The sequence below is a fragment of the Hydrogenophilus islandicus genome (genome assembly GCF_054657095.1).
Genome location: NZ_BAAHXE010000028.1, coordinates 1 through 19,945 on the forward strand (window position 1 = coordinate 1; position 19,945 = coordinate 19,945).

The following is a 19,945-nucleotide window of genomic DNA, read 5'->3' on the forward strand; positions in this document are numbered from 1 at the left end:
ATCCCGAGGCGCTCTTGATCGATTGCCGCTCAGAGATAGAGTATTGGTTCGTCGGCCATCCGGTCGGGGCGGTCCATGTGGCGTGGGTCGAGGCGCCTCAGTGGGAGCGCAACCCCCGTTTCGAAAGCGAGGTGCGTAAGCTCGCCGGCGACGGGCTCCACCGCCCGATCCTCTTGATCTGCCGCAGCGGCAACCGGTCGGTCGCAGCGGGGGAGGCGCTTCTTGCTGCGGGTTTCACCCACGTGATCAACGTCGTTCACGGCTTTGAAGGGGATCTCGACGAACACCACCACCGCAGCAGCAAAAACGGTTGGCGGTATGAAGGGCTGCCGTGGGAACAGGGGTAGCGACAGTCACCACGGCGTGCGGCGCAACTGGACCGCTTCGGCGATATGGGGCGGATGGACCGTCGCAGCGTCAGCCAGGTCGGCGATCGTGCGCGCGACTTTCAACAGGCGATGGTGGCCACGCGCCGAGAGGTGGAGCCGCTCCGCCGCTTTGACGAGCAGCCCCCGCGCCGCAGCGTCGAGGGGGGCGTAGCGGTCGAGCTCCGCAGGGGTCAAGTGGGCGTTGAGTTTCCCTTGGCGGGCGTATTGCCGATTCTGTGCCGCCGCGACTCGTAGCGCGACGGTTGCCGACGATTCGCCCCTTCCCGCCTCAGCAAGCGTCTCGGGGGGAAGGCGCGGCGCCTCGACGATGAGGTCGATGCGGTCGAGGAGCGGCCCGGAGAGTCTGCTGCGGTAGCGCTCGATCTGGGTCGGGGTACAGCGGCACCGCCCCGACGGGTCGCCGAGGTAGCCACACGGGCACGGGTTCATCGCGGCGACGAGTTGGAACCGCGCCGGGAAGGTGACGCGGTGACGCAGCCGCGCGACGGTGATCTCGCCCGTCTCGAGGGGCTCGCGCAGCGCTTCGAGGACTGTACGGGAGAATTCGGGGAGTTCGTCGAGAAAGAGGACCCCGTGGTGCGCGAGCGCGATCTCACCGGGGAGGATCTGGCCTCCTCCCCCGCCGCCGACGATCGCGGCGAGTGACGCCGAGTGGTGGGGGTTCCTAAAGGGGCGCACTCGCCACGCTTGCGGGTCGAACGGGGCAATCAGCGAGTGGATCGCGGCGCTCGCCATCGCCTCCTCTTCTGTCAGCGGCGGCAACAGCCCGGTGAGCCGCGCCGCGAGCATCGATTTACCCGACCCCGGCGGGCCGAAGAGGAGGAGCGAGTGGCCACCCGCTGCGGCGATCTCGAGTGCCCGCTTCGCTGCCGCTTGCCCTTTGACGTCGGCAAGGTCGAGCGGGGGGCGTGCGGGGGTGGGTTGCGGCGGGAGGTGAAAAGCGGCGGGGTACCCCGCGGGGGTCTCGCCGCGCAGCCACGCGAGCGCATCAAGAAGATCGCGGACCGGCCAGAGGGTGAGCCCCGCGACGAGCGCCGCTTCGCCGAGGTTTGCTGCAGGGACCATCAGCGCCCGCCCCGCTTGCCGCGCGGCGAGCGCGGTGGGTAAAAGCGCGGTCACTGCGCGCACCGAGCCGTCCAACCCGAGCTCCCCGACCATCTCGCAGGAACCGAGTGCCGCCGCGGGTACTTGGCCGCTTGCGGCAAGGAGGCCGATCGCGATCGGGAGGTCGAACCGCCCGCCGCTTTTGGGTAGGTCTGCCGGGGCGAGGTTCACGGTGATCCGCCGCACCGGAAACTCGAAGCCGGCGCTCGTGAGCGCTGCGCGCACCCGGTCGCGCGCCTCCTTCACCTCGGCGTCGGGCAACCCGACCATTGAGAAGCTCGGCAGGCCATTCGCGAGGTGCGCTTCGACCAGCACCTCGGGGGCCGAGACGCCGAGGGAGGCGCGGGTGTGGACGGTCGCGAGCGGCATCGGGGGCTAGGATTGCCAGACGATCAGCGCGTGCTGCTTCTTGCCGCGGGTGAGCAGCGTGTAGCGGCCGAAGCGACGCGCCTCCGTGTCAAGCGTCGCGGCGAGATCGGTCGTCTTCACGCCGTTGACGGCCACCGCATTGCCCTGGATGAAGGTGCGCGCTTCGCTCTTCGAGCGCGCAAGGTGCGCGGCAACGAGCGCGTCGATGAGCGGCGTCGGTTGGGCGGGGAGCGCCACCGACGGCATCCCGTCGAGCGCCAACTGGGCGTAGTCACTTTCGGTGAGCGCCGCGAGCTCCCCCGAAAAGAGGGCGTGGGTGATCCGTTCGGCGGCAGCGAGCGCGTCGGGGCCATGGACGAGGCGCGTCACCTCTTCGGCAAGGATCCGCTGCGCCTGCGGTTTGCCGTTCTGGGCGCGGTCGGCCGCTTCGATCGCCTCGATCTCGGTAAGCGGCAGGAAGGTGAAGTAGCGCAAGAAACGGTAGACGTCGGCGTCCGCGGTGTTCAACCAGAATTGGTAGAACTGGTACGGCGAGGTCTTCTTGGCGTCGAGCCACACCGCGCCCGATTCAGTTTTGCCGAATTTGGTGCCGTCGGCTTTGGTGACGAGCGGCAGCGTCAGACCATACGCCTCAGCGCGAAAGAGGCGGCGGATGAGGTCGATCCCGGCGGTGATGTTCCCCCACTGGTCTGAGCCCCCCAACTGCAGGCGGCAGCCGAAGCGGCGGTAGAGTTCGGCGAAGTCGTAGGCCTGCAGGAGCATGTAGGAGAATTCGGTAAAGGAGATCCCGACCTCGTCGCGCTCGATGCGGGCGGCAACCGCCTCCTTCTTGATCATCGCGTTCACGGAGAAGTGTTTGCCGACGTCGCGCAAAAAGTCGAGCACGTTCATCGCCCCGAACCAGTCGTGGTTATTGGCGATCACCGCGGCGTTGCTCCCCGAGAAGTCGAGGAAGGGCTCCAACTGGCGGCGGATGCGGTCGGACCATTCGCGCACCGTCTCCAACGAGTTGAGTTTGCGCTCCTGTGCTTTGAAGCTCGGGTCGCCGATCATGCCGGTCGCCCCGCCGACGAGCGCAATCGGCCGGTGTCCCGCAAGCTGAAAGCGGCGCAACGCCAAGACCGGGACCAGGTGGCCGAGATGGAGGCTATCGGCGGTGGGGTCGAAGCCACAGTAGAGGGTGATCGGTTCGCGCGCAAGGAGCTCACGCAGCGCTTCCGGGTGGGTGCATTGGGCAATCAGTCCGCGGGCAGTCAAGTCATCCAAGAGGTGGTGCGTCATGGTTCGTCAGTGTCAAAAGGGATTCGCGGGGATTATAACGTTGCCTCTGCAGCGCGTCCATCGCGCGGGTGGGCGTAGAATCAGCGCTATTGCCGGAAGAGCCTACTGGAGCAGTGACCACCCGGCGACTGGGAGAACACGATGGAACACCCCGAAGCGATCCTGCACACCCTCTTTGCCGCGGCGGTGGCGCGCGCCCAGCCGGAGAAGGTGATGCCGCCGTGGGTCGAGCAGCTCGTCGCCGATCCGCCGCCAGGGCGGACGATCGTCGTCGGCGCGGGGAAGGCGAGCGCCGCGATGGCGGTCGCGCTCGCCCGCCGCTGGCCGCAGACGCTGCCGCTGGAGGGGGTGGTCGTCACCCGCTACGGCCACCTGCCGCCCGACGGGGCAAACGGGGCGACCCCGTGCGGCCGGATTCGCCTTCTGGAGGCGGCTCACCCGACCCCCGACGCTGCTGGGGTCGCCGCGGCGCAGGCGATCCTCGCGGCGGTCGAGGCGGCAGGAGAGTGCGATCGTGTCGTCTGCCTCCTCTCGGGCGGCGGTTCGGCGCTTCTGCCGCTGCCGCAGCCTGGGGTGTCGCTTGCCACCCTTCGGGCGATCACGGCGCAGTTGCTCGCAAGCGGCGCGACGATTGCCGAGATCAACTGCGTGCGCAAGCACCTCTCGCAACTGCAAGGGGGGCGCTTGGCGCTTGCTGCCTTCCCCGCAGCGGTCGTGACGCTTGCGATCAGCGACGTTCCCGGCGACGACCCCGCGGTGATCGCAAGCGGCCCGACCGTCCCTGACCCGACCACTGCTGCGGACGCGCTCGCGGTGCTCGACCGCTACGCGATCGCAACGCCAACTGAGGTGCGACGCGCCCTTGCGACGGGGCTTTGGGAGACGCCGAAGCCCGACGATCCCGCGTTTGCCCGCTCTTCCTACCACCTCATCGCCACCCCGTGGGAGAGTCTGGTTGCGGCCCAGAGCGCCGCTGCGGCGTTCGGGATTGCGGCGCACATCCTCGGCGACGACTTCGAAGGGGAGAGCCGCATTGTTGCCCAGGCGCACGCCGCGCTTGCCCGCTCCATCGTCCGCCACGGGGAACCTTTCCAGCCGCCGTGCGTGTTGCTCTCTGGCGGCGAGACGACGGTGACACTCACCGAGCGCGACACCGCGCTCGCGCTTCCCGCACGAGGCGGGCGCAATAGCGAATTTCTCCTCGCGTTGGCCGTGGCGCTCGACGGCTTGCCTGGAGTCTGGGCCCTTGCCGCCGACAGCGACGGGATCGACGGGAGCGAAACAAACGCCGGTGCAATTGTCACCCCGACGACGCTTGTGCGCGCCGGGAATCGTAACCTCTTACCGCGCCACTATCTTGCGGCGCACGACGCGTACGACTTTTTCGCCCAATTGGGAGACCTCGTGGTGACGGGGCCGACCTTTACCAACGTCAACGACTTTCGCGCACTGCTTGTGATGCCGTGAGCGTCAGAGGCGGGCGCGGATCCTGGCAGCGATCGCAGCGAGCGGTGCCTCTTCGCAGAGCGCCCCGATCTCGGCAGCGACGCGCGGCATCCCATAGACCACCGACGAGGCGCGATCTTGTCCGATCGTCCACGCCCCTCTCTCCCTCATCGCCTTCAACCCGGCCGCGCCGTCGTTGCCCATTCCGGTGAGAATCACGCCGATTGCCCGCTCCGCGGCCGCTTCGGCCACCGAAAAGAAGAGGGCGTCGACCGACGGGCGGTGGAAGTTGATCGGCGGGGTCGCGGAGCAGTGGAGGGTCAGCTGTCCGACGTGGCGGTGGAGAAGGAGATGAGCGTTACCGGGTGCGAGGTAGACCTGGTCGCGTTGCGGCGCTTCGCCCTCGCGGGCGATCGCGACCGGTAACCCGGACGCCACGGCGAGTTGCCGGGCAAAGCCAGGAAGAAACGCCTCGGGCATGTGTTGGACGATGAGAATCGGCGGAAAGTGCGGCGCAAGGCCACTCAAGAGGGTGCGCAGCGCTTCAGTCCCCCCAGTCGACGCGCCGATCGCGATCACTTCGATCATGAGAGAAGGGGGCGAAAGATGTTCTGACCTACGGAGGCAAAGAGGTCGCGGTCGGCAAGGAGTGGTTCTGCGTGGCCGACAAAGAGGAGCCCGTCAGGCAACAGCTGGCGATGGAACTTTTCGAGAATCTGCCGTCGGGTCGGGGGGTCGAAGTAGATCATCACGTTGCGGCAAAAGATCGCGGCGAAGGGTTCGGTGAAGGGGTAGTCGGGAGCAATGAGGTTGATCGATATGAATTTTATCATCTGCCGTAGTGGTGCCCGTACCCAAAAGAGGCCCCCTTCCGGGGAGAAATAGCGCTCCCGCACGGCTGGCGGAAGCGGCGCGAGCTGCTCGGCGGTATACCCCCCTGCTTCGGCGATCGCCAACGCGTGACGGTTGATGTCGCTTGCGACGATCGCCACAGGCGGGGTGAGCGACGCGAAAGTCTCGCACGCGGTGATCGCGAGTGAATAGGCCTCTTCACCGCTCGCGGTGCCGGCTGACCAGATGCGGATCGGTTCTTCGCGCCGCGTCGGCAGGAAGGTGCGCAGAAAGGCGAAGTGGTGGGGTTCGCGAAAGAAGCGGGTGTGGGGCGTGGTCAGCGCGCCAATGAAGTGGTCCCACTCGGTCGGATCGTGGCGGAGATGGTCGAGATAAGCGGCAAAAGAGGGGAGCGCAAGCGCGCGCAGCCGCCGCGCAAGCCGCCCATAGACCATCTCCCGCTTCACGGGCGAAAGGGCGATTCCGGTCGAACGGTGGAGGAGCGCGCGGATCGTCTCGAATTCGGACTCAGAGAGGGTTGGGGTGGGGCGCATTGGTGGGCGATCGGTCGAGCGTCTTCAGGTATTGGAGATGCCATTGTAAAAAACCCTCTGCATTACAACCCAAAACGATAACCGAATAACGGTACGACGGGGTTTTCTCCAGCGAACGGGCGGTAGAGTTTGGGGTCAAGCGCTGGCTGTGAGGGAGATCGCCGTGGAGTGGTCGTTGGTTGCTGGAGGTGCGCTCGTTGGGTTGATCGTCGGGATGACGGGGGTGGGGGGCGGTTCGCTGATGACGCCGCTTCTCATCTATGGTTTTGGCGTTTCGCCGCACGTTGCGGTAGGAACCGACCTTCTCTTTGCGGCGGTGACCAAGGCGGGTGGAGCGATCTCCTTTGCGCGGAGTCGTCTCGTGCCGTGGCGAATCGTCGTTGCCCTCACCGTCGGCGGAGTGACCGGCGTGGCGGTGATGCTTCTCGTCCTCCACCACATCGGTCCTACTGATGCGGCGCTGCAGCGACTGATGAAACAGGCGCTCGGCGTGATGCTCCTCATGACCGCCGCGGCGACGCTCTACAAAGTAGTGCGCAGCGGCTCGATCGTCAACCCCACCGCGCCTCAAGGCTCGCTCGTGGCGGGAGAGACGGCGCGCAACGATGAACCCCGTTGGGCAGCGGGGCCGTGGGCGATGGGGGCGGTGATCGGTGCGTTGGTGACGTTGACCTCTGTCGGAGCAGGGGCGATCGGGATGGCTCTGCTCCTCTTCCTCTACCCCCGGATGCCGCTCCCCCGGTTGGTCGCTGCTGACGTCACCTATGCCGTGCCGCTGACGCTCGTCGCGGGGCTTGGCCATGCGGCGCTCGGGACGGTCGACTGGGCGATGTTGGGGTGGTTGCTCCTCGGTTCGCTCCCTGGGATCTGGCTCGGCAGCCACCTGGTGCAGATCGTCCCGCAGCGCTGGGTTCGTTCCGGTTTGTCACTGCTCCTCGGTTGGGTTGGGATCAAACTCCTCTTGGCTTGAGCGGGGGCACCCATTTCAAACAAACGTTTGACTTGTTTGCGCTCTTGCGTTATCCTTTGTGCTATTCTTGTCCGTATCTACTCAAGGAGAAGGCGATGCCCATTCCTGCTTCGTTTGCGGGGCGCTTTCGGGTGCCCGTGATTGCCGCGCCGATGTTTCTCGTCTCTGGCCCTGAACTGGTGATAGCAGCGTGCCAGGCGGGGGTTGCTGGCACGTTCCCGTCGCTCAACGCGCGGCCGGTTGCCCAGCTGGAAGAGTGGCTCGACCGCATCACCCGCTCGCTTGCTGAATTTGCCCAGCGCAACCCCGATCAGCCGGTCGCCCCTTTCGGGGTCAATCTGATCCTGCACGCGAGCAACACCCGATTGGCCGAGGATTTGGCGCTGGTCGAGCGTTTTCGGGTTCCCTTCGTGATCACCAGCCTCGGTAATCCGCGCGAAGCAGCAGAGCGGATCCACGCCTATGGGGGCTTGGTTTTTGCCGATGTGATCCACGCCTACCACGCGAAGAAGGCGATCGAAGCGGGGGTCGACGGGATCATCGCGGTCTGCGCGGGTGCAGGGGGCCACGCGGGGACGCAGAGTCCTTTTGCGTTGGCGCGGGAGATCCGCGAATTTTGGGATGGAACGCTGATTCTTGCCGGGGCGATCTCCGATGGCGCAGGGGTGCGTGCCGCTGAGGTGCTTGGCGCCGATTTTGCCTATATGGGGACCCGTTTTATCGCCACCCAAGAGTCGATGGCGAGCCCCGGGTATAAAGAGATGGTGGTCCGTTCCACGGCCGCTGACGTGGTCTATACGGATGCCGTTTCGGGCACCAACGCCAACTTTCTCTGGCCGAGTCTCGAAGCGGCCGGTTTCAAGCGGGAAGAGCTGGCTGTTCAGTTCGGCAAAGGGAAACTCAAGGCGATTGGTGACGAAGCCAAAGCGTGGCGCGACATCTGGAGTGCCGGCCACGGCGTTTCGGTGATCCACGACGTGCCGACGGTGGCGCAACTGGTGGCCCGGCTTGAGGCCGAGTATCGCCGCGCCGTAGCGCTGCCCGCAAGTCCAGCGTTGCGCGGTTAGATTTTTCCCCAGTGTGTGAGGAGACGATGATGACGAAGAAGACAAAAAAACCGCTTGCTGCAGCGGTGGCGGCGGCATGGGTGGCTATTTCTGGCGCAGTCCACGCCCAAGCAGTGGTATTTGGCGACAGCCTCAGCGATGCAGGGACGTTTGGGAGCAAGTTCACGACCAATCCCGGGCCGGTCTGGAGCGAGCTTATTGTGCAGCGCTTGGGGGGAAATGCCAACCCCGCTCAGTTTTGGGTTGCCGATGGCACCTTTACTCCTAATCCTGCGGGTGGGGACATCTGGGCGCAAGGGGGAGCGCGAATCGCCCAGTCACCCGGCGTGCAGCCGGTCCGACCCACTCAGGATGCGAGACCTGTGGCGACGCAGGTCCAGAGCTATCTGGCGGCCAACGGCGGCGCGGCAAATGGGGCGACCACCTATTTCCTCTGGGGCGGTGCGAATGACATCTTCTGGCAGACGGGTTACAGTGGCAATACCCCCACCGTCATGCAAGCGGAGATCCAGACGGCTGCGCAGCAGATGGCCGGGTTGACCGCTGTGCTGCGCCAAGCGGGGGCCAAACGGCAAGTGGTCCTTACGGTACCCGATATCGGCGCAACACCGTTTGGTTTGCTGCTGTCAGACGCTGCGCGTGCCGGATTGAGCGGTCTCACCACGCTCTACAACCTGACCCTCAATAGCACGGTGGGGGCGTTGGGCGAACAGGGGGTGCTCCTCCTCAATGCCGATGGGCTCTTCAAAGAGGTGGTGGCCAACCCCGCGGCATTCGGCTTTACCGTGGGCAATACAGCGGTGGCTTGTACTACCCCCTCTTCCCTTCTCTGTAGCGGTGCGACGTTGGTAGCGCCGAACGCAGCCTCGACCTATCTTTTTGCGGATGAGGTCCACCCCTCAACCGCCGGGCATGAGTTGATTGCCGATTTTGTCGCGCAAGCGCTCTCCGCTCCCTATCTTGCTGGAGCGGTCGCCGATCAGCTTGCGCTCACCGCCAATGCGCAGTGGCGGTTGGTTTCAGCCCGGAACTTGGCTGGCGCAACGGGTGCTCCCCGCGGCCTCTGGGTCACTGCCTCGGGTGAGCGCGTGACCACCGACGCCACGGCGACTCAGGCGAAGTCGCGCGGCACCCCGGTGCGAGTCGATCTCGGTTTTGACACTGAGATGGGAGAAGGTTGGTGGGGCGGTCTCACAGCGGGATTCATCCGCGACGAACTTAAGGCAAAAGGGTTGGGGGACGCCGACGGCAACGGAGCGGCTTTCGCCGCCTATCTGGGTAAGCGCTGGGGCGAACGCTACCTCACGCTCAGTGCAGGGCTGACGGGGATCGACTACGATCTGCGGCGCGATGTGACCTTGCGGACGATGCATCGTACCGAACGCGGATCGACCAGCGGCAATGTCCGGCATCTCCGCTTGGAGTTCGGGCAGTGGTTGGGGACCCCTGCGTGGCAGCACGGCCCCTTTGCCGCGCTGGGTTGGCGGTGGGTTCATCTAGCGGGGTATCAAGAGGAGGGAGGGACGGCGACGTCGCTTCGCTATGCGACTCAGGATTTCGACCAGGGCATGGGCGAAGTGGGCTATCAGCTCGCCGTCCGTGCAACGCCCACGCTCGAATGGCAGGCCCGCGTTGCCCTCGTGAAACCGTTCCAGGATAGTCGGCGGACCATCCACCACGGCTCGGTGGGTTGGGCAGGAAGCTTCCCCACTGAGGTCGGGGTGGACAACGGCGCCCAGGCTACCGCCGATCTTGGGGTGCAGTGGCAAGTTGCGCCGATGCAGCAGCTGCGGTTCGGCCTGTATGCTACGTCCGGACAGAACGATCAGCGCGCTGCAGGTTTGTCGCTTTCGTGGCAACGGTCGTTCTAAGCAGGGGGCTCCTCGCAGCGTAGCGATCTTCCAGAAGGGAGAGATGAGTCGCGGTGGAGTGCCCAATAGACCGCCGCGACCGCTGCGAGGGGCTGGCCGGTATGTTCTGCCAGTGCCGTCAGGGTAAAGAGGGCTGCGGCGGTGGGAAGCCAGGCAAGCTCAGTCGCTAGCGGCTCCGGGACGCCCATCGCCAGCCACGCCGCTTTCTGCCGCTCTCTGGCGGGGGTTAGGGGGGAGACGGCAGCGCCCTCCCAGATGGCGCGAAGCTCGCGCGCGGCGGTGACAAGCGCGGTGGGCAGCGCCAATCCCTCCTTTTCGCGCCAGGTGGGCTCATTGAGGAAACCACACATCGCCCGCGCGACCTCTGTCCGAGTTGCGCCGAGCATCTGGTAGCGAACCGCCTCGGGAAGGGTGCCAGCAGCGGCGTCGATCGCTGCGAAGTGGGTGTCGAGCGCAAGCGCATGCCAGACCGCGGCAAACGCACGCACCACTTCGGTGAGGGGGATGTCGCGCGTGTGCGCCAAGTGGTGCGCAGCCGCAATGCCGAGGCGATCGACGAGGCGGTTGGTCCACAGCGTCGCGGTGATCTCCCGCTTCAACGGGTGGGCGTCGAGCACTGCGCCCAGCGTCTCGGCAAGCGCCACGGGGAAATAGCGGGGGTAATCGCCCGCAAGGAGCGGGACGTCGAGAAGGGCGCTCGTGAGCAACGCCCGCTTGAGGTCGAGTTTGGCATATGCCAAGAGTACGGCGAGTTCGGGACGGGTGAGGCCAACGCCGTTGGCCTCGCGCGCCGCCATCTCGTTGTCGCTCGGGATCCGCTCCAGTCGCCGGTCAAGGAGCTTTTCCGCCGCCAGATGGGTGATGAACGGCCGCCACATCGACCACCCCTCGGCGCCGCGGAGCGCTTCGAGCGCGATCGCCTCGGTTTGGGTGAAGTTGTCGGCAAGGACCGCACGCACCACGTCGTCGGCCATCGCCAAGAAACGGGCGTCGCGTTCCGCCGTGGGAACCCGCCCCGCTTCGACGCCGAGCTGGAGCGCGATTTTGAGATTGACCTCGTGGTCGGAGCAGTCGACGCCCCCTGAGTTGTGGATCGCGTCACTCTCGATCCGCCCACCCAGGAGCGCGTACTCGACCCGCGCCCGCTGGGTGAAGCCGAGATTGCCCCCCTCGCCGACAATCCGGCAGCGCAGGGTATTGGCGTCGACGCGCACCGCGTCGTTGGCCCGGTCCCCCACTTCTGCGTGGGTTTCGCTGCTCGCTTTGACGTAGGTGCCGATGCCGCCGTTGTAGAGGAGATCGACCGGCGCGCGTAGGATCGCCTGGATCAGCTCCGGCGGGGTGAGCGCTGTGACCTCCTCCGCTAAGCCGAGCGCTGCGCGTGCTTCGCGGGAGATCGGGATACTCTTCGCGGTCCGCGGCCAGATGCCGCCCCCTGCGGAGAGGAGCTCCCGCCGGTAGTCATCCCAACTCGAGACGGGAAGACGAAAGAGGCGCTCCCGTTCGCGGTAGCTCGCCTCTGGGTCGGGGTTGGGGTCGAGGAAGATGTGGCGGTGGTCGAACGCCGCGATCAGCTTGAGCGTCCTGTGGGCGAGCATCCCGTTGCCGAAGACGTCTCCCGACATGTCGCCAATGCCGACGACGGTGATCGGCTGGGTGGAAATGTCAATCGCGAGCTCGCGCAGATGGCGTTCGATCGCGACCCACGCGCCGCGGGCGGTGATGCCCAGTTTTTTGTGGTCGTAACCCACCGAACCGCCCGACGCGAAGGCGTCCCCAAGCCAAAAGCGGTATTCTGCCGCGACGCTGTTGGCGATGTCGGAGAAGGTTGCCGTCCCTTTGTCGGCGGCAACGACGAAGTAGGGATCATCGTCGTCGTGGCGAACCACCTGCGGCGGCGGAACGGTTGCACCGCCGACGCGGTTGTCGACGAGATCGAGGAGCCCGCGCAGATAGGTTCGGTAGGCACTGACCCCTGCTTGCTGCCACGCGGCACGATCGTGGGCAGGGGGAGGGTTGCGGACGATGAATCCTCCTTTGGCGCCCACCGGGACGATCAGCGCGTTCTTGACCCGCTGCGCCTTCATCAGTCCCAAAATTTCGGTCCGGTAGTCGTCGCGCCGGTCGGACCAGCGCAACCCCCCGCGCGCCACCGGTCCGCCTCGCAGGTGGACCCCTTCGACCTCGGGGGCGAAAACGAAGGCCTCGCGCCACGGTTTGGGGTCGGGGAGGAAATCGATCGTCTCCGAGGCGATCTTGAACGCGAGCCACGGGCGCGGCTTCCCCTCCTCGTCACAGCGGTAGAAGTTGGTGCGCACGGTCGCGTCGAGCGCGGCGACAAACGCCCGGGCGATCCGCTCTTCGTCCAGGGTCGGCAGCGCGTCGATGAGCGAGCGCAGCCGCGTCTGCCACTCGGCATAAGCAGTTCCCCGGTCGTCGTTTCGCTCGGGGTCGAAGCGCACGTGAAAGGCCTTGGTCCAGGTGCGGACGAACTCGCGATGGTTGAGGAGGGTCTCTTGCAGGTAACTCGGCGAAAAGGGGAGTGTGCTCTGTTTGAGCCACGCGGCGTAGGCGCGCCACAGCAGCGCTTCGCGCCACGTGAGCCCGGCGAGCGTCACCAGCCGGTTGTAGCCGTCGGCGTCTGCACGCCGCTCCCACAGCGCATGAAAGGCGTCAATGAAGCGATCGATATCTTCGCGCTGCGGGGAATCACCCCAAGCGATGGTGAGACGCAGGTCGTGCAACCACCACCGCTCCCCCTCGGCGGTGATCTCGTCGGCGTTCTCCTCCCGCAGTTGCGCGCCGAGCGATTCGAGAAGAGGCGTGAGCTCAGCAAGGAGTGCCGGTGCTCCCCGCCGCCAGAGGCGCAACTGCCAGCACGGTTCCTCCAACCCCTCTTCAGGTGGAGCAGAAACGAGGGTGAGCCAGAGGTCGCGATCGGCGGGGAGGGTGGTGATCGCGAGAAGGTCGGCGGCGATCACCTCGGGTGGCCAGCGGCGTTGGGCAACGGCGTTGAAGCCGTCGCGAAAGCGCCGCCAAGCGGTTTCGCGCAGGGACTTATCGGCTGCATGCTGGAACGCTTGCCACAGGCGCTCGCGCCACGGTGTCGCGATCGCCGCAACTTCCCGCCCGAGCTGGTTTTCGTCCCAGGTGAGTTCGAGGGTCGGTTCAGGCAACCAGAAGCGGAACCAGACGCGGGCACTCGCCGCGTCGGTGAAGGTGACTTCGAAATCGGTCGTCTGGGCACCAAAAGCCCGTTCGAGATGGCGCTGAATCGCCAGGCGCGTCTCAGTGTCGTACCCCTCCCGTGGCGTGATCACCTGCACCGAGACGAAGCGCCCGAAGAGGTCGCGGCGAAAGATGAGATGGCCTCTACGCCGCTCTTGGGCGCGGAGGATTGCGCGCGCGTGGGCGCTCCAGGTGGGAATATCGACTTGAAACGCTTCCTCGCGCGGGTAGAGGTCAAGCACCAGCGCCAACGCGCGGTCGAGGTGGCTTCCCGGTTCAGCACCGAGCGCACGATAGACGCCGCTCGCCTTTTGCCGCAGGAGCGGAATCTGCGCGACCGGGTAGCGGTAGGCGGTAGCGGTCCACAGGCCGACGAAGCGGCGCTCGCGGCGCGCGGTACCGTTGCTGTCGCGCTCCCAGAGGAGAATTTCGCTCGGGTAGGCAAAACGATGGACGATCGACCGCTGCCTCCCTTGGGTGATCAGGATCGGTTCGGGGTAGTGAAGGAGCAGCGTCCGTGCCGGCAACGGGAGCCGAGCGAACGATTCAGAGCGGTCCGAGCGGGCGTTGGCGTCGCGCAGCACCCCCAAGCCGCTTCCCGGGATGCGGCGCAGCACCACTGTGTCGCCTTCCGTTTCGACCTGATAGTCGCGGCAACCGAGGAGAACGAAGTGGCCCGACGCGACCCATTCCAGGAGCGCCTGGCTTTCGCGCACCCAAACGGGATCAGCAGCGGTGCCGCACCATTGGGGAAGGAGCGACGCGGAGAGGCTTGCGCGTTCGCGCATCATCGGCCAGTCGTCGGCCGCGGCGATCGCTTGGGCAAACCCCTCGGCAAGAAACCCCTCGAGCGTTGCGCGGACCGCTTGCGGCAAAGGGTCGCAGACAAAGAGCATCCACGATTCCGTAGCCCCGTTCGGGTGCGAAACCACCGGGTGAAACGCGAAACGGGGGCGCACCCCCGCCCGGTCGAACGCAATCAACGCCGTGGAATAGAGCAGGGGCCGGTCGCGTTGGGCGATCGCAAGCGCCTCTCCCTCGCCGTCGGGGAGCGTCACCCGGGCCCAGCGCCATCGCCACCCGTTCATCTCTTCCCTTTCTTCGGCCGTTGCGGCAAGATGGTGCGCCCATTCCAGCAGCTGCGCTTCGCTCACGCCGTCGTTGGGTTCCAGTGCTTGCGCCAAAAGCGGGACGATTGCTGCAGGGTCCACCGTTCGCCTCCTTTGGGGGGTGTCGATCGCTCCATCTTAGGCGGGAGGAACGACGAAATCAACCCGTTCGCGTGCCGCATCGCTCGGCGCTGAGCGGCAAAAGCGGTACCATACCGGTTGGTGCGTGTCTCTCCCTTTTTTGCCGCAGCGTGATGAGAACCCCCTGCATTCAGATCTGTCAAATCGACCCCGCGACCGGTTGGTGTCTGGGGTGTGGCCGCACCCTCGACGAGATCGCCCGCTGGTCGCTGATGAGCGACGCGGAGCACGACCAGATCTTCGCGCAACTCCCCGAGCGGCTCGCCTCCCTGAGACGCGACCCTGTGCCCGCTTACCGCCGGGGAGAGAGTGGTGCGGAATGCCTGGGGCTTTGCGATCCCGACCCCGAACTGGGCACGTGCCGCAGCTGCGGCCGGAGCGTTTCATAAAAGGAGACGATGATGGCGAAATATGTCGGCGCCCACGTGAGCGCCGCTGGCGGGGTGGAGAATGCGCCGCTCAACGCCGCGGCGATCGGCGCCAAGGCCTTTGCCCTCTTCACGAAAAATCAGCGGCAGTGGGTGGCGAAACCGCTGACCGATGAAAGTATCGCGGCCTTTCGCGCCAACCTCGAGCGGGTCGGGATTCGTCCCGAGCACGTGCTCCCGCACGACAGCTACCTGATCAACCTCGGCCACCCCGACCCCGACGGGTTAGAGAAGTCGCGGCGCGCCTTTATCGACGAGATGGCGCGGTGTGCGCAGCTCGGCGTTCCCTACCTCAATTTTCACCCCGGGGCTCATCTTGAAAAAATCAGCGAAGCGGAGTGTCTGCGGCGGGTGGCTGAGTCGATCGAAATGGCGCTTGCCGAAGTCCCTGGAGTGGTCGCCGTCGTCGAGATCACCGCCGGCCAAGGGAGCAACGTCGGCTACTCGTTCGAGCATCTCGCCGCGATCATCGACGCAGTTACGGACAAGAGCCGCGTCGGCGTCTGTCTCGACACCTGCCACATGTTCGCCGCCGGGTACGATCTGCGCACCGCCGAGCAGTGCGCCGCGGTCTTCGCCGAATTTGACCGCACCGTCGGCTTTCGCTTCCTCAAGGGGATGCACCTCAACGGCTCGAAAGCGAAGCTCGGGAGCCGCGTCGACCGCCACCACTCGCTTGAACAGGGGGAGCTGGGGCTTGAGGTCTTCCGCTTCATCATGAATGACCCTCGCTTCGACGATATTCCAATGGTGCTCGAGACGATCGACGAAGCGTTGTGGCCTGACGAGATCCGCCTCCTCTACCGTTTGGCCGAGGGGGGCGCGTGCCCGTGCTAAAATAGGCTTTTTCAAGAAAGCGTTAGCGAAACCACCATGCATTTCCCGGAACGGTTCGACGTGATCGTCGTGGGCGGCGGCCACGCCGGAACGGAGGCGGCGCTTGCCGCGGCGCGGCGCGGCGCGAAGACGCTATTACTCACCCACAACCTCGACACGCTGGGGCAGATGAGCTGCAACCCGTCGATCGGCGGCATCGGCAAGGGGCATCTCGTCAAGGAGGTCGACGCGCTCGGTGGGGCGATGGCGCTCGCGACCGACGAAGCGGGGATTCAGTTTCGCACCCTCAACGCGAGCAAAGGCCCCGCGGTCCGCGCCACCCGCGCGCAAGCCGACCGGGTGCTCTACAAAAAGGCGATCCGCAAGCGTCTTGAGAATCAACCCAACCTCTGGCTCTTTCAACAGGCGGTCGATGATGTCGTCCTGGAAGGGGAGCGCGTTGCCGGGGTGGTGACGCAACTCGGGATCCGCTTTTCCGCCCGCGCGGTGGTCCTCACCACCGGGACCTTCTTGAACGGCCTGATCCATGTCGGGCTCCAGCACTACAGCGCCGGGCGAGCCGGCGACCCCCCGTCGATCGCGTTGGCTGCGCGCCTTGCCGAACTGGGGCTCCCCAAAGGACGGCTCAAAACGGGGACGCCGGCGCGCCTCGACGCGCGCACGATCGATTTCAGCAAATGCCAGATTCAGCCCGGCGACGACCCCGAACCGGTCTTCAGCTTCATCGGCTCGCGCGCGATGCATCCGCGCCAGCTCCCGTGCTGGATCACGCGCACCAACGAACGGACCCACGAGATCATCCGCGCCAACCTCGACCGCTCGCCGATGTACTCGGGGGTGATCGAAGGGATCGGACCGCGCTACTGCCCCTCGATCGAAGACAAGATCCACCGCTTTGCCGACAAGAGTGGCCACAGCGTTTTCCTCGAACCCGAAGGGCTCGACACCCACGAGATCTACCCGAACGGCGTGTCGACGTCGCTCCCCTTCGACGTTCAATACGCCTTCTTGCGCACCATTCCGGGGTTGGAGCAGGTCCATATCCTCCGCCCCGGCTACGCGATCGAATACGACTTCTACAACCCCACCCACCTCAAAGCGACGCTCGAGACGAAACATTTCGCCGGCATCTTTTTCGCCGGGCAGATCAACGGCACCACCGGCTATGAAGAGGCAGCTGCACAGGGGCTCTACGCCGGCGCAAATGCTGCGGCCTACGCGCTCGACGCGGAGCCGCTGCTCCTGACCCGCGACGAGGCCTATATTGCCGTCCTCGTCGACGATCTCATCACCCGCGGCGTTACCGAGCCCTACCGGATGTTCACCTCGCGCGCGGAGTTTCGTCTTCAGCTGCGCGAAGACAACGCCGATCTCCGCCTCACCGAAATTGGCCGGCGGCTGGGGTTGGTCGACGACGTGCGCTGGACACTCTTTTGCCGCAAGCGCGACGCGATCGAACGGGAGATTGCGCGGCTCAAGGCGAACTGGTTCGTCCCATCGCGCGACGGCGACCGGGTCACAGTCCACTTGGGCGAGCCGCTCAGCAAAGAGGTGACCGCGTTCGACCTCCTGCGCCGGCCAAACGTCGGCTACCGCGAACTCGCCGCGCTCCTCCCCGACGCGGAGCCGATTCCTGAGGAGGTAAGCGACGCGGTGATCGAGCAGGTGGAGATCGCGGCCAAGTACGCCGGTTACCTCGAGCGGCAGGCGGTCGAAGTCGCTCGCCTCAAAGCGGCCGAGCGGGTGCGCATCCCGGATGACTTCGACTTTGCCGCGGTTCCCGGCCTCTCCGCCGAGATCCGGCAGAAGCTTACCGAGCAGCGGCCGGAGACCTTGGGGCAGGCGAGCCGCATTCCGGGGGTGACCCCTGCGGCGATCTCGATTCTCCTCGTCTGGCTCCGCCGGCAGGGAGTCGTGAGCAACGAGTGCGGCGAATGAGTGGAGCCTCAGCCCGTGAGCACCTCGCGGAAGGGGTTGCCGTGCTCCTTCCTGACGCCCCAGAGGTGCTGGTCGATCGCCTTTGGCGCTACGTCGAGCTGCTGCTCCACTGGCGGCGCGCCTATAACCTCACCGCGATCACCGACCCCGAGGCGATCGTCACCCACCATCTGCTTGACTCCCTCGCCCTTTGGCCTTTGGTCGCTCATGAGCCGCGACTTCTCGACGTCGGGAGCGGCGCGGGACTCCCCGCGGTGCCGTTGGCGCTTGCCGCGGAACTGCTCGATGCACCGCTTGCCGAGGTGGTGGCGCTCGACGCGGTGCGCAAAAAGGTGGCGTTTATCCAGCAGTGTGTGATCGACCTGCGGCTGCGGCGACTCACCGCAGTGGCGGCGCGCGTCGAGTCGTGGCGCTCCCCCGCCCCGTTCCCGGCGATCACCTCGCGCGCCTTTGCGTCGCTGGCCGACTTTGTCGCCGCCACGCGCCGCCACCTTGCCCCGCAAGGGCAGTGGTACGCGATGAAGGGGGGAGCGGTGGCCGAGGAGCTTGCAGCGCTTCCTGAGGGGATTGCGGTCGTTACGGTGACGCCGCTCACCGTCCCCTTTCTTGCCGCGGAGCGGTCGGTGGTGGTGCTGCGGGAGGGCTAACGATGGGCTTCGTCTTCTGTGTCGCGAACCAAAAAGGGGGGGTTGGGAAGACGACTACCGCCGTGAATCTTGCCGCTGCGCTCGCGCAGCAAGGACGCAAGACACTCCTCGTCGACCTCGACCCACAGGGGAACGCCACCATGGGGAGCGGCGTCGACAAACTGACGCTGCGCGAGTCGGTCTATTCCCTCCTTTTGGGGCTCGCGACGCTGCCGCGGGTGCGCGTCTACGCCGAAAAAGGGGGGTACGATCTCATCGGCGCCAACCGCGAATTGGCAGGCGCCGAAGTGGAGCTCGTGGAACTCCCCCGGCGCGAATTTCGCCTCGCCGACGCGATCGCGCCGTGGATCGACCACTACGACTTGGTGCTCATCGACTGCCCTCCGGCGCTCTCGCTCCTCACCCTCAACGCCCTCTGCGCAGCCCACGGCGTGATCATTCCGATGCAGTGTGAATACTTTGCCCTGGAGGGGTTGTCGGATCTGGCGAACACCATCAAACGGGTCCGGGCGGGGTTGAATCCCAAACTCGAAATCATCGGCCTGTTGCGGGTGATGTTCGACCCGCGGGTGACGCTCCAGCAGCAGGTCTCCGACGAGTTGCTGCGCCACTTTGGCGAAAAACTTTTTACTGCGGTGATCCCGCGCAACGTTCGTCTTGCCGAGGCGCCGAGTCACGGGCTCCCCGGTGTCTGCTACGACCCGAAATCGAGCGGATCGCGTGCCTATCTCGCGCTCGCCGAAGAGCTCGCGAACCGCTTGGGGCTGCCACAACCCCATGGGCGACAAGAGGAAGAGAGGCGATGAGTCGAAGTAAACGAGCTTTGGGACGAGGGCTCGACGCGCTCTTGGGCGCTGTCGGGACGATGGGGCAAGAGAACGACCGGCCAAGGGACGAGGAGCGGGTGGTGCAGCTCGCGATCGACTTGCTCGATCCCGGCCGCTACCAGCCGCGCAGCCGGATGGACCCGGGGTCCCTCGAGGAGCTTGCGGCGTCGATTCGCGTCCAGGGGGTGATGCAGCCGGTGGTGGTGCGGCCCAAAGGCACCGGGCGCTACGAGATCATCGCGGGCGAACGGCGGGTGCGCGCGGCGCAACTCGCTGGGCTCACCACCGTGCCGGCGCTCATTCGCGACGTGGGTGACGAAGCGGCATTGGCGCTTGCCCTCATCGAAAACATCCAGCGGGAAGATCTCAACCCGATCGAGGAGGCGCAGGGGCTGCAGCGGTTGGTCGACGAATTTGGCCTCACCCACCAACAGGTGGCCGAAGCGATCGGGCGGAGCCGTTCCGCGGTGACCAACCTCTTGCGGCTTCTCCAGTTGGCCGAACCGGTGCGCGAATGGGTGCTCGCCGGCGACCTCGAAATGGGTCACGCCCGCGCCCTTTTGCCGCTTGCAGCCGCCGATCAGATTGCGCTTGCGAGCGAGGCGGTCGCGAAGCGGTGGTCGGTTCGTCAGGTCGAAAAAGCGGTCCAGCAGACCATGGCACCGAAGGAGCGCAAAAAAGCGGGCGGCAAAGACCCCGATTGGGTTCGTCTCGAGGAGCGGCTCGCCGAACGGATCGGTGCCCCGGTATCGATCGAGCGTAAAGGGAAAGGGGCGGGGCGGCTCACGATCCGGTTCAACGACTGGGCGGAGCTCGACGCGGTGCTCGCGCGGTTGGGCTTGAGCGAGGCGTCCGAGCCCATTTGACGCAGTGGGCCAAAAGCTTTATAATGAACAAGTTTTGCTTGA

16 protein-coding genes are annotated in these 19,945 nt (G+C 65.9%); 11 read left to right on the forward strand and 5 right to left on the reverse strand.

Annotated elements, in window-relative coordinates:
- A partial coding sequence (locus ACYQ6T_RS08280) for a rhodanese-like domain-containing protein (protein ID WP_459829872.1) occupies nt 1-347 on the forward strand: 347 nt, incomplete at its 5' end.
- A 6-nt stretch (nt 348-353) separates the two neighbouring features.
- Here the strand turns inward: ACYQ6T_RS08280 and ACYQ6T_RS08285 are convergent.
- Entirely contained in the window at nt 354-1,862 is a 1,509-nt protein-coding gene (locus ACYQ6T_RS08285) for a YifB family Mg chelatase-like AAA ATPase (RefSeq protein WP_459829875.1), read from the reverse strand.
- A 6-nt stretch (nt 1,863-1,868) separates the two neighbouring features.
- Nucleotides 1,869-3,143 (reverse strand): tyrosine--tRNA ligase, encoded by a 1,275-nt coding sequence (gene tyrS / locus ACYQ6T_RS08290; RefSeq protein WP_459829877.1) that lies wholly within the window; start codon nt 3,141-3,143, stop codon nt 1,869-1,871.
- A 141-nt stretch (nt 3,144-3,284) separates the two neighbouring features.
- Between tyrS and ACYQ6T_RS08295 the strand changes: the two genes are divergently transcribed.
- Nucleotides 3,285-4,610 carry a glycerate kinase type-2 family protein gene (locus tag ACYQ6T_RS08295; RefSeq protein ID WP_459829880.1) on the forward strand — a complete coding sequence of 442 codons (1,326 nt, stop codon included), beginning with the start codon at nt 3,285-3,287 and terminating at the stop codon, nt 4,608-4,610.
- Between the two features lie 3 nt (nt 4,611-4,613).
- Here the strand turns inward: ACYQ6T_RS08295 and ACYQ6T_RS08300 are convergent, their stop codons facing one another.
- Complete coding sequence (locus ACYQ6T_RS08300) at nt 4,614-5,177, reverse strand: CheB methylesterase domain-containing protein (RefSeq protein WP_459829883.1); 564 nt, start codon at nt 5,175-5,177, stop codon at nt 4,614-4,616.
- Nucleotides 5,174-5,974 carry a CheR family methyltransferase gene (locus tag ACYQ6T_RS08305; RefSeq protein WP_459829886.1) on the reverse strand — a complete coding sequence of 267 codons (801 nt, stop codon included), beginning with the start codon at nt 5,972-5,974 and terminating at the stop codon, nt 5,174-5,176. The genes ACYQ6T_RS08300 and ACYQ6T_RS08305 overlap by 4 nt, the downstream gene beginning before the upstream one ends.
- A 214-nt stretch (nt 5,975-6,188) precedes the next feature.
- Here ACYQ6T_RS08305 and ACYQ6T_RS08310 point away from each other — a divergent pair, with 214 nt between their 5' ends.
- The 3 genes from ACYQ6T_RS08310 (at nt 6,189) to ACYQ6T_RS08320 (ending at nt 9,882) form a co-directional block, all read left to right on the forward strand.
- Nucleotides 6,189-6,944, forward strand: a complete 756-nt coding sequence (locus ACYQ6T_RS08310) for a sulfite exporter TauE/SafE family protein (RefSeq protein ID WP_459829937.1) — start codon at nt 6,189-6,191, stop codon at nt 6,942-6,944.
- 95 nt (nt 6,945-7,039) lie between these two features.
- On the forward strand, nt 7,040-8,011 hold the full coding sequence (locus tag ACYQ6T_RS08315; RefSeq protein ID WP_459829889.1) for an NAD(P)H-dependent flavin oxidoreductase: 972 nt from the start codon (nt 7,040-7,042) through the stop codon (nt 8,009-8,011).
- A 29-nt stretch (nt 8,012-8,040) separates the two neighbouring features.
- Nucleotides 8,041-9,882 (forward strand): autotransporter domain-containing protein, encoded by a 1,842-nt coding sequence (locus ACYQ6T_RS08320; RefSeq protein WP_459829892.1) that lies wholly within the window; start codon nt 8,041-8,043, stop codon nt 9,880-9,882.
- Here the strand turns inward: ACYQ6T_RS08320 and ACYQ6T_RS08325 are convergent.
- Entirely contained in the window at nt 9,879-14,321 is a 4,443-nt protein-coding gene (locus ACYQ6T_RS08325; protein ID WP_459829895.1) for an NAD-glutamate dehydrogenase domain-containing protein, read from the reverse strand. The genes ACYQ6T_RS08320 and ACYQ6T_RS08325 overlap by 4 nt on opposite strands.
- 152 nt (nt 14,322-14,473) lie before the next feature.
- Here ACYQ6T_RS08325 and ACYQ6T_RS08330 point away from each other — a divergent pair, with 152 nt between their 5' ends.
- From ACYQ6T_RS08330 to ACYQ6T_RS08355, 6 genes are read left to right on the forward strand one after another with little or no spacing between them, the layout of a single operon-like run.
- Entirely contained in the window at nt 14,474-14,749 is a 276-nt protein-coding gene (locus tag ACYQ6T_RS08330) for a DUF1289 domain-containing protein (protein ID WP_459829897.1), read from the forward strand.
- A gap of 12 nt (nt 14,750-14,761) precedes the next feature.
- Nucleotides 14,762-15,625 (forward strand): deoxyribonuclease IV, encoded by an 864-nt coding sequence (gene nfo, locus ACYQ6T_RS08335; RefSeq protein ID WP_459829899.1) that lies wholly within the window; start codon nt 14,762-14,764, stop codon nt 15,623-15,625.
- A 36-nt stretch (nt 15,626-15,661) separates the two neighbouring features.
- On the forward strand, nt 15,662-17,563 hold the full coding sequence (gene mnmG, locus ACYQ6T_RS08340) for a tRNA uridine-5-carboxymethylaminomethyl(34) synthesis enzyme MnmG (protein WP_459829901.1): 1,902 nt from the start codon (nt 15,662-15,664) through the stop codon (nt 17,561-17,563).
- Nucleotides 17,560-18,210 (forward strand): 16S rRNA (guanine(527)-N(7))-methyltransferase RsmG, encoded by a 651-nt coding sequence (gene rsmG, locus ACYQ6T_RS08345; RefSeq protein ID WP_459829904.1) that lies wholly within the window; start codon nt 17,560-17,562, stop codon nt 18,208-18,210. The genes mnmG and rsmG overlap by 4 nt, the downstream gene beginning before the upstream one ends.
- A gap of 2 nt (nt 18,211-18,212) precedes the next feature.
- Nucleotides 18,213-19,016 (forward strand): ParA family protein, encoded by an 804-nt coding sequence (locus ACYQ6T_RS08350; RefSeq protein WP_459829906.1) that lies wholly within the window; start codon nt 18,213-18,215, stop codon nt 19,014-19,016.
- The gene (locus ACYQ6T_RS08355) at nt 19,013-19,903 is read left to right on the forward strand and encodes a ParB/RepB/Spo0J family partition protein (protein ID WP_459829909.1); all 891 of its coding nucleotides are present in this window, start codon (nt 19,013-19,015) and stop codon (nt 19,901-19,903) included. The genes ACYQ6T_RS08350 and ACYQ6T_RS08355 overlap by 4 nt, the downstream gene beginning before the upstream one ends.
- Nucleotides 19,904-19,945 lie beyond the last annotated feature (42 nt).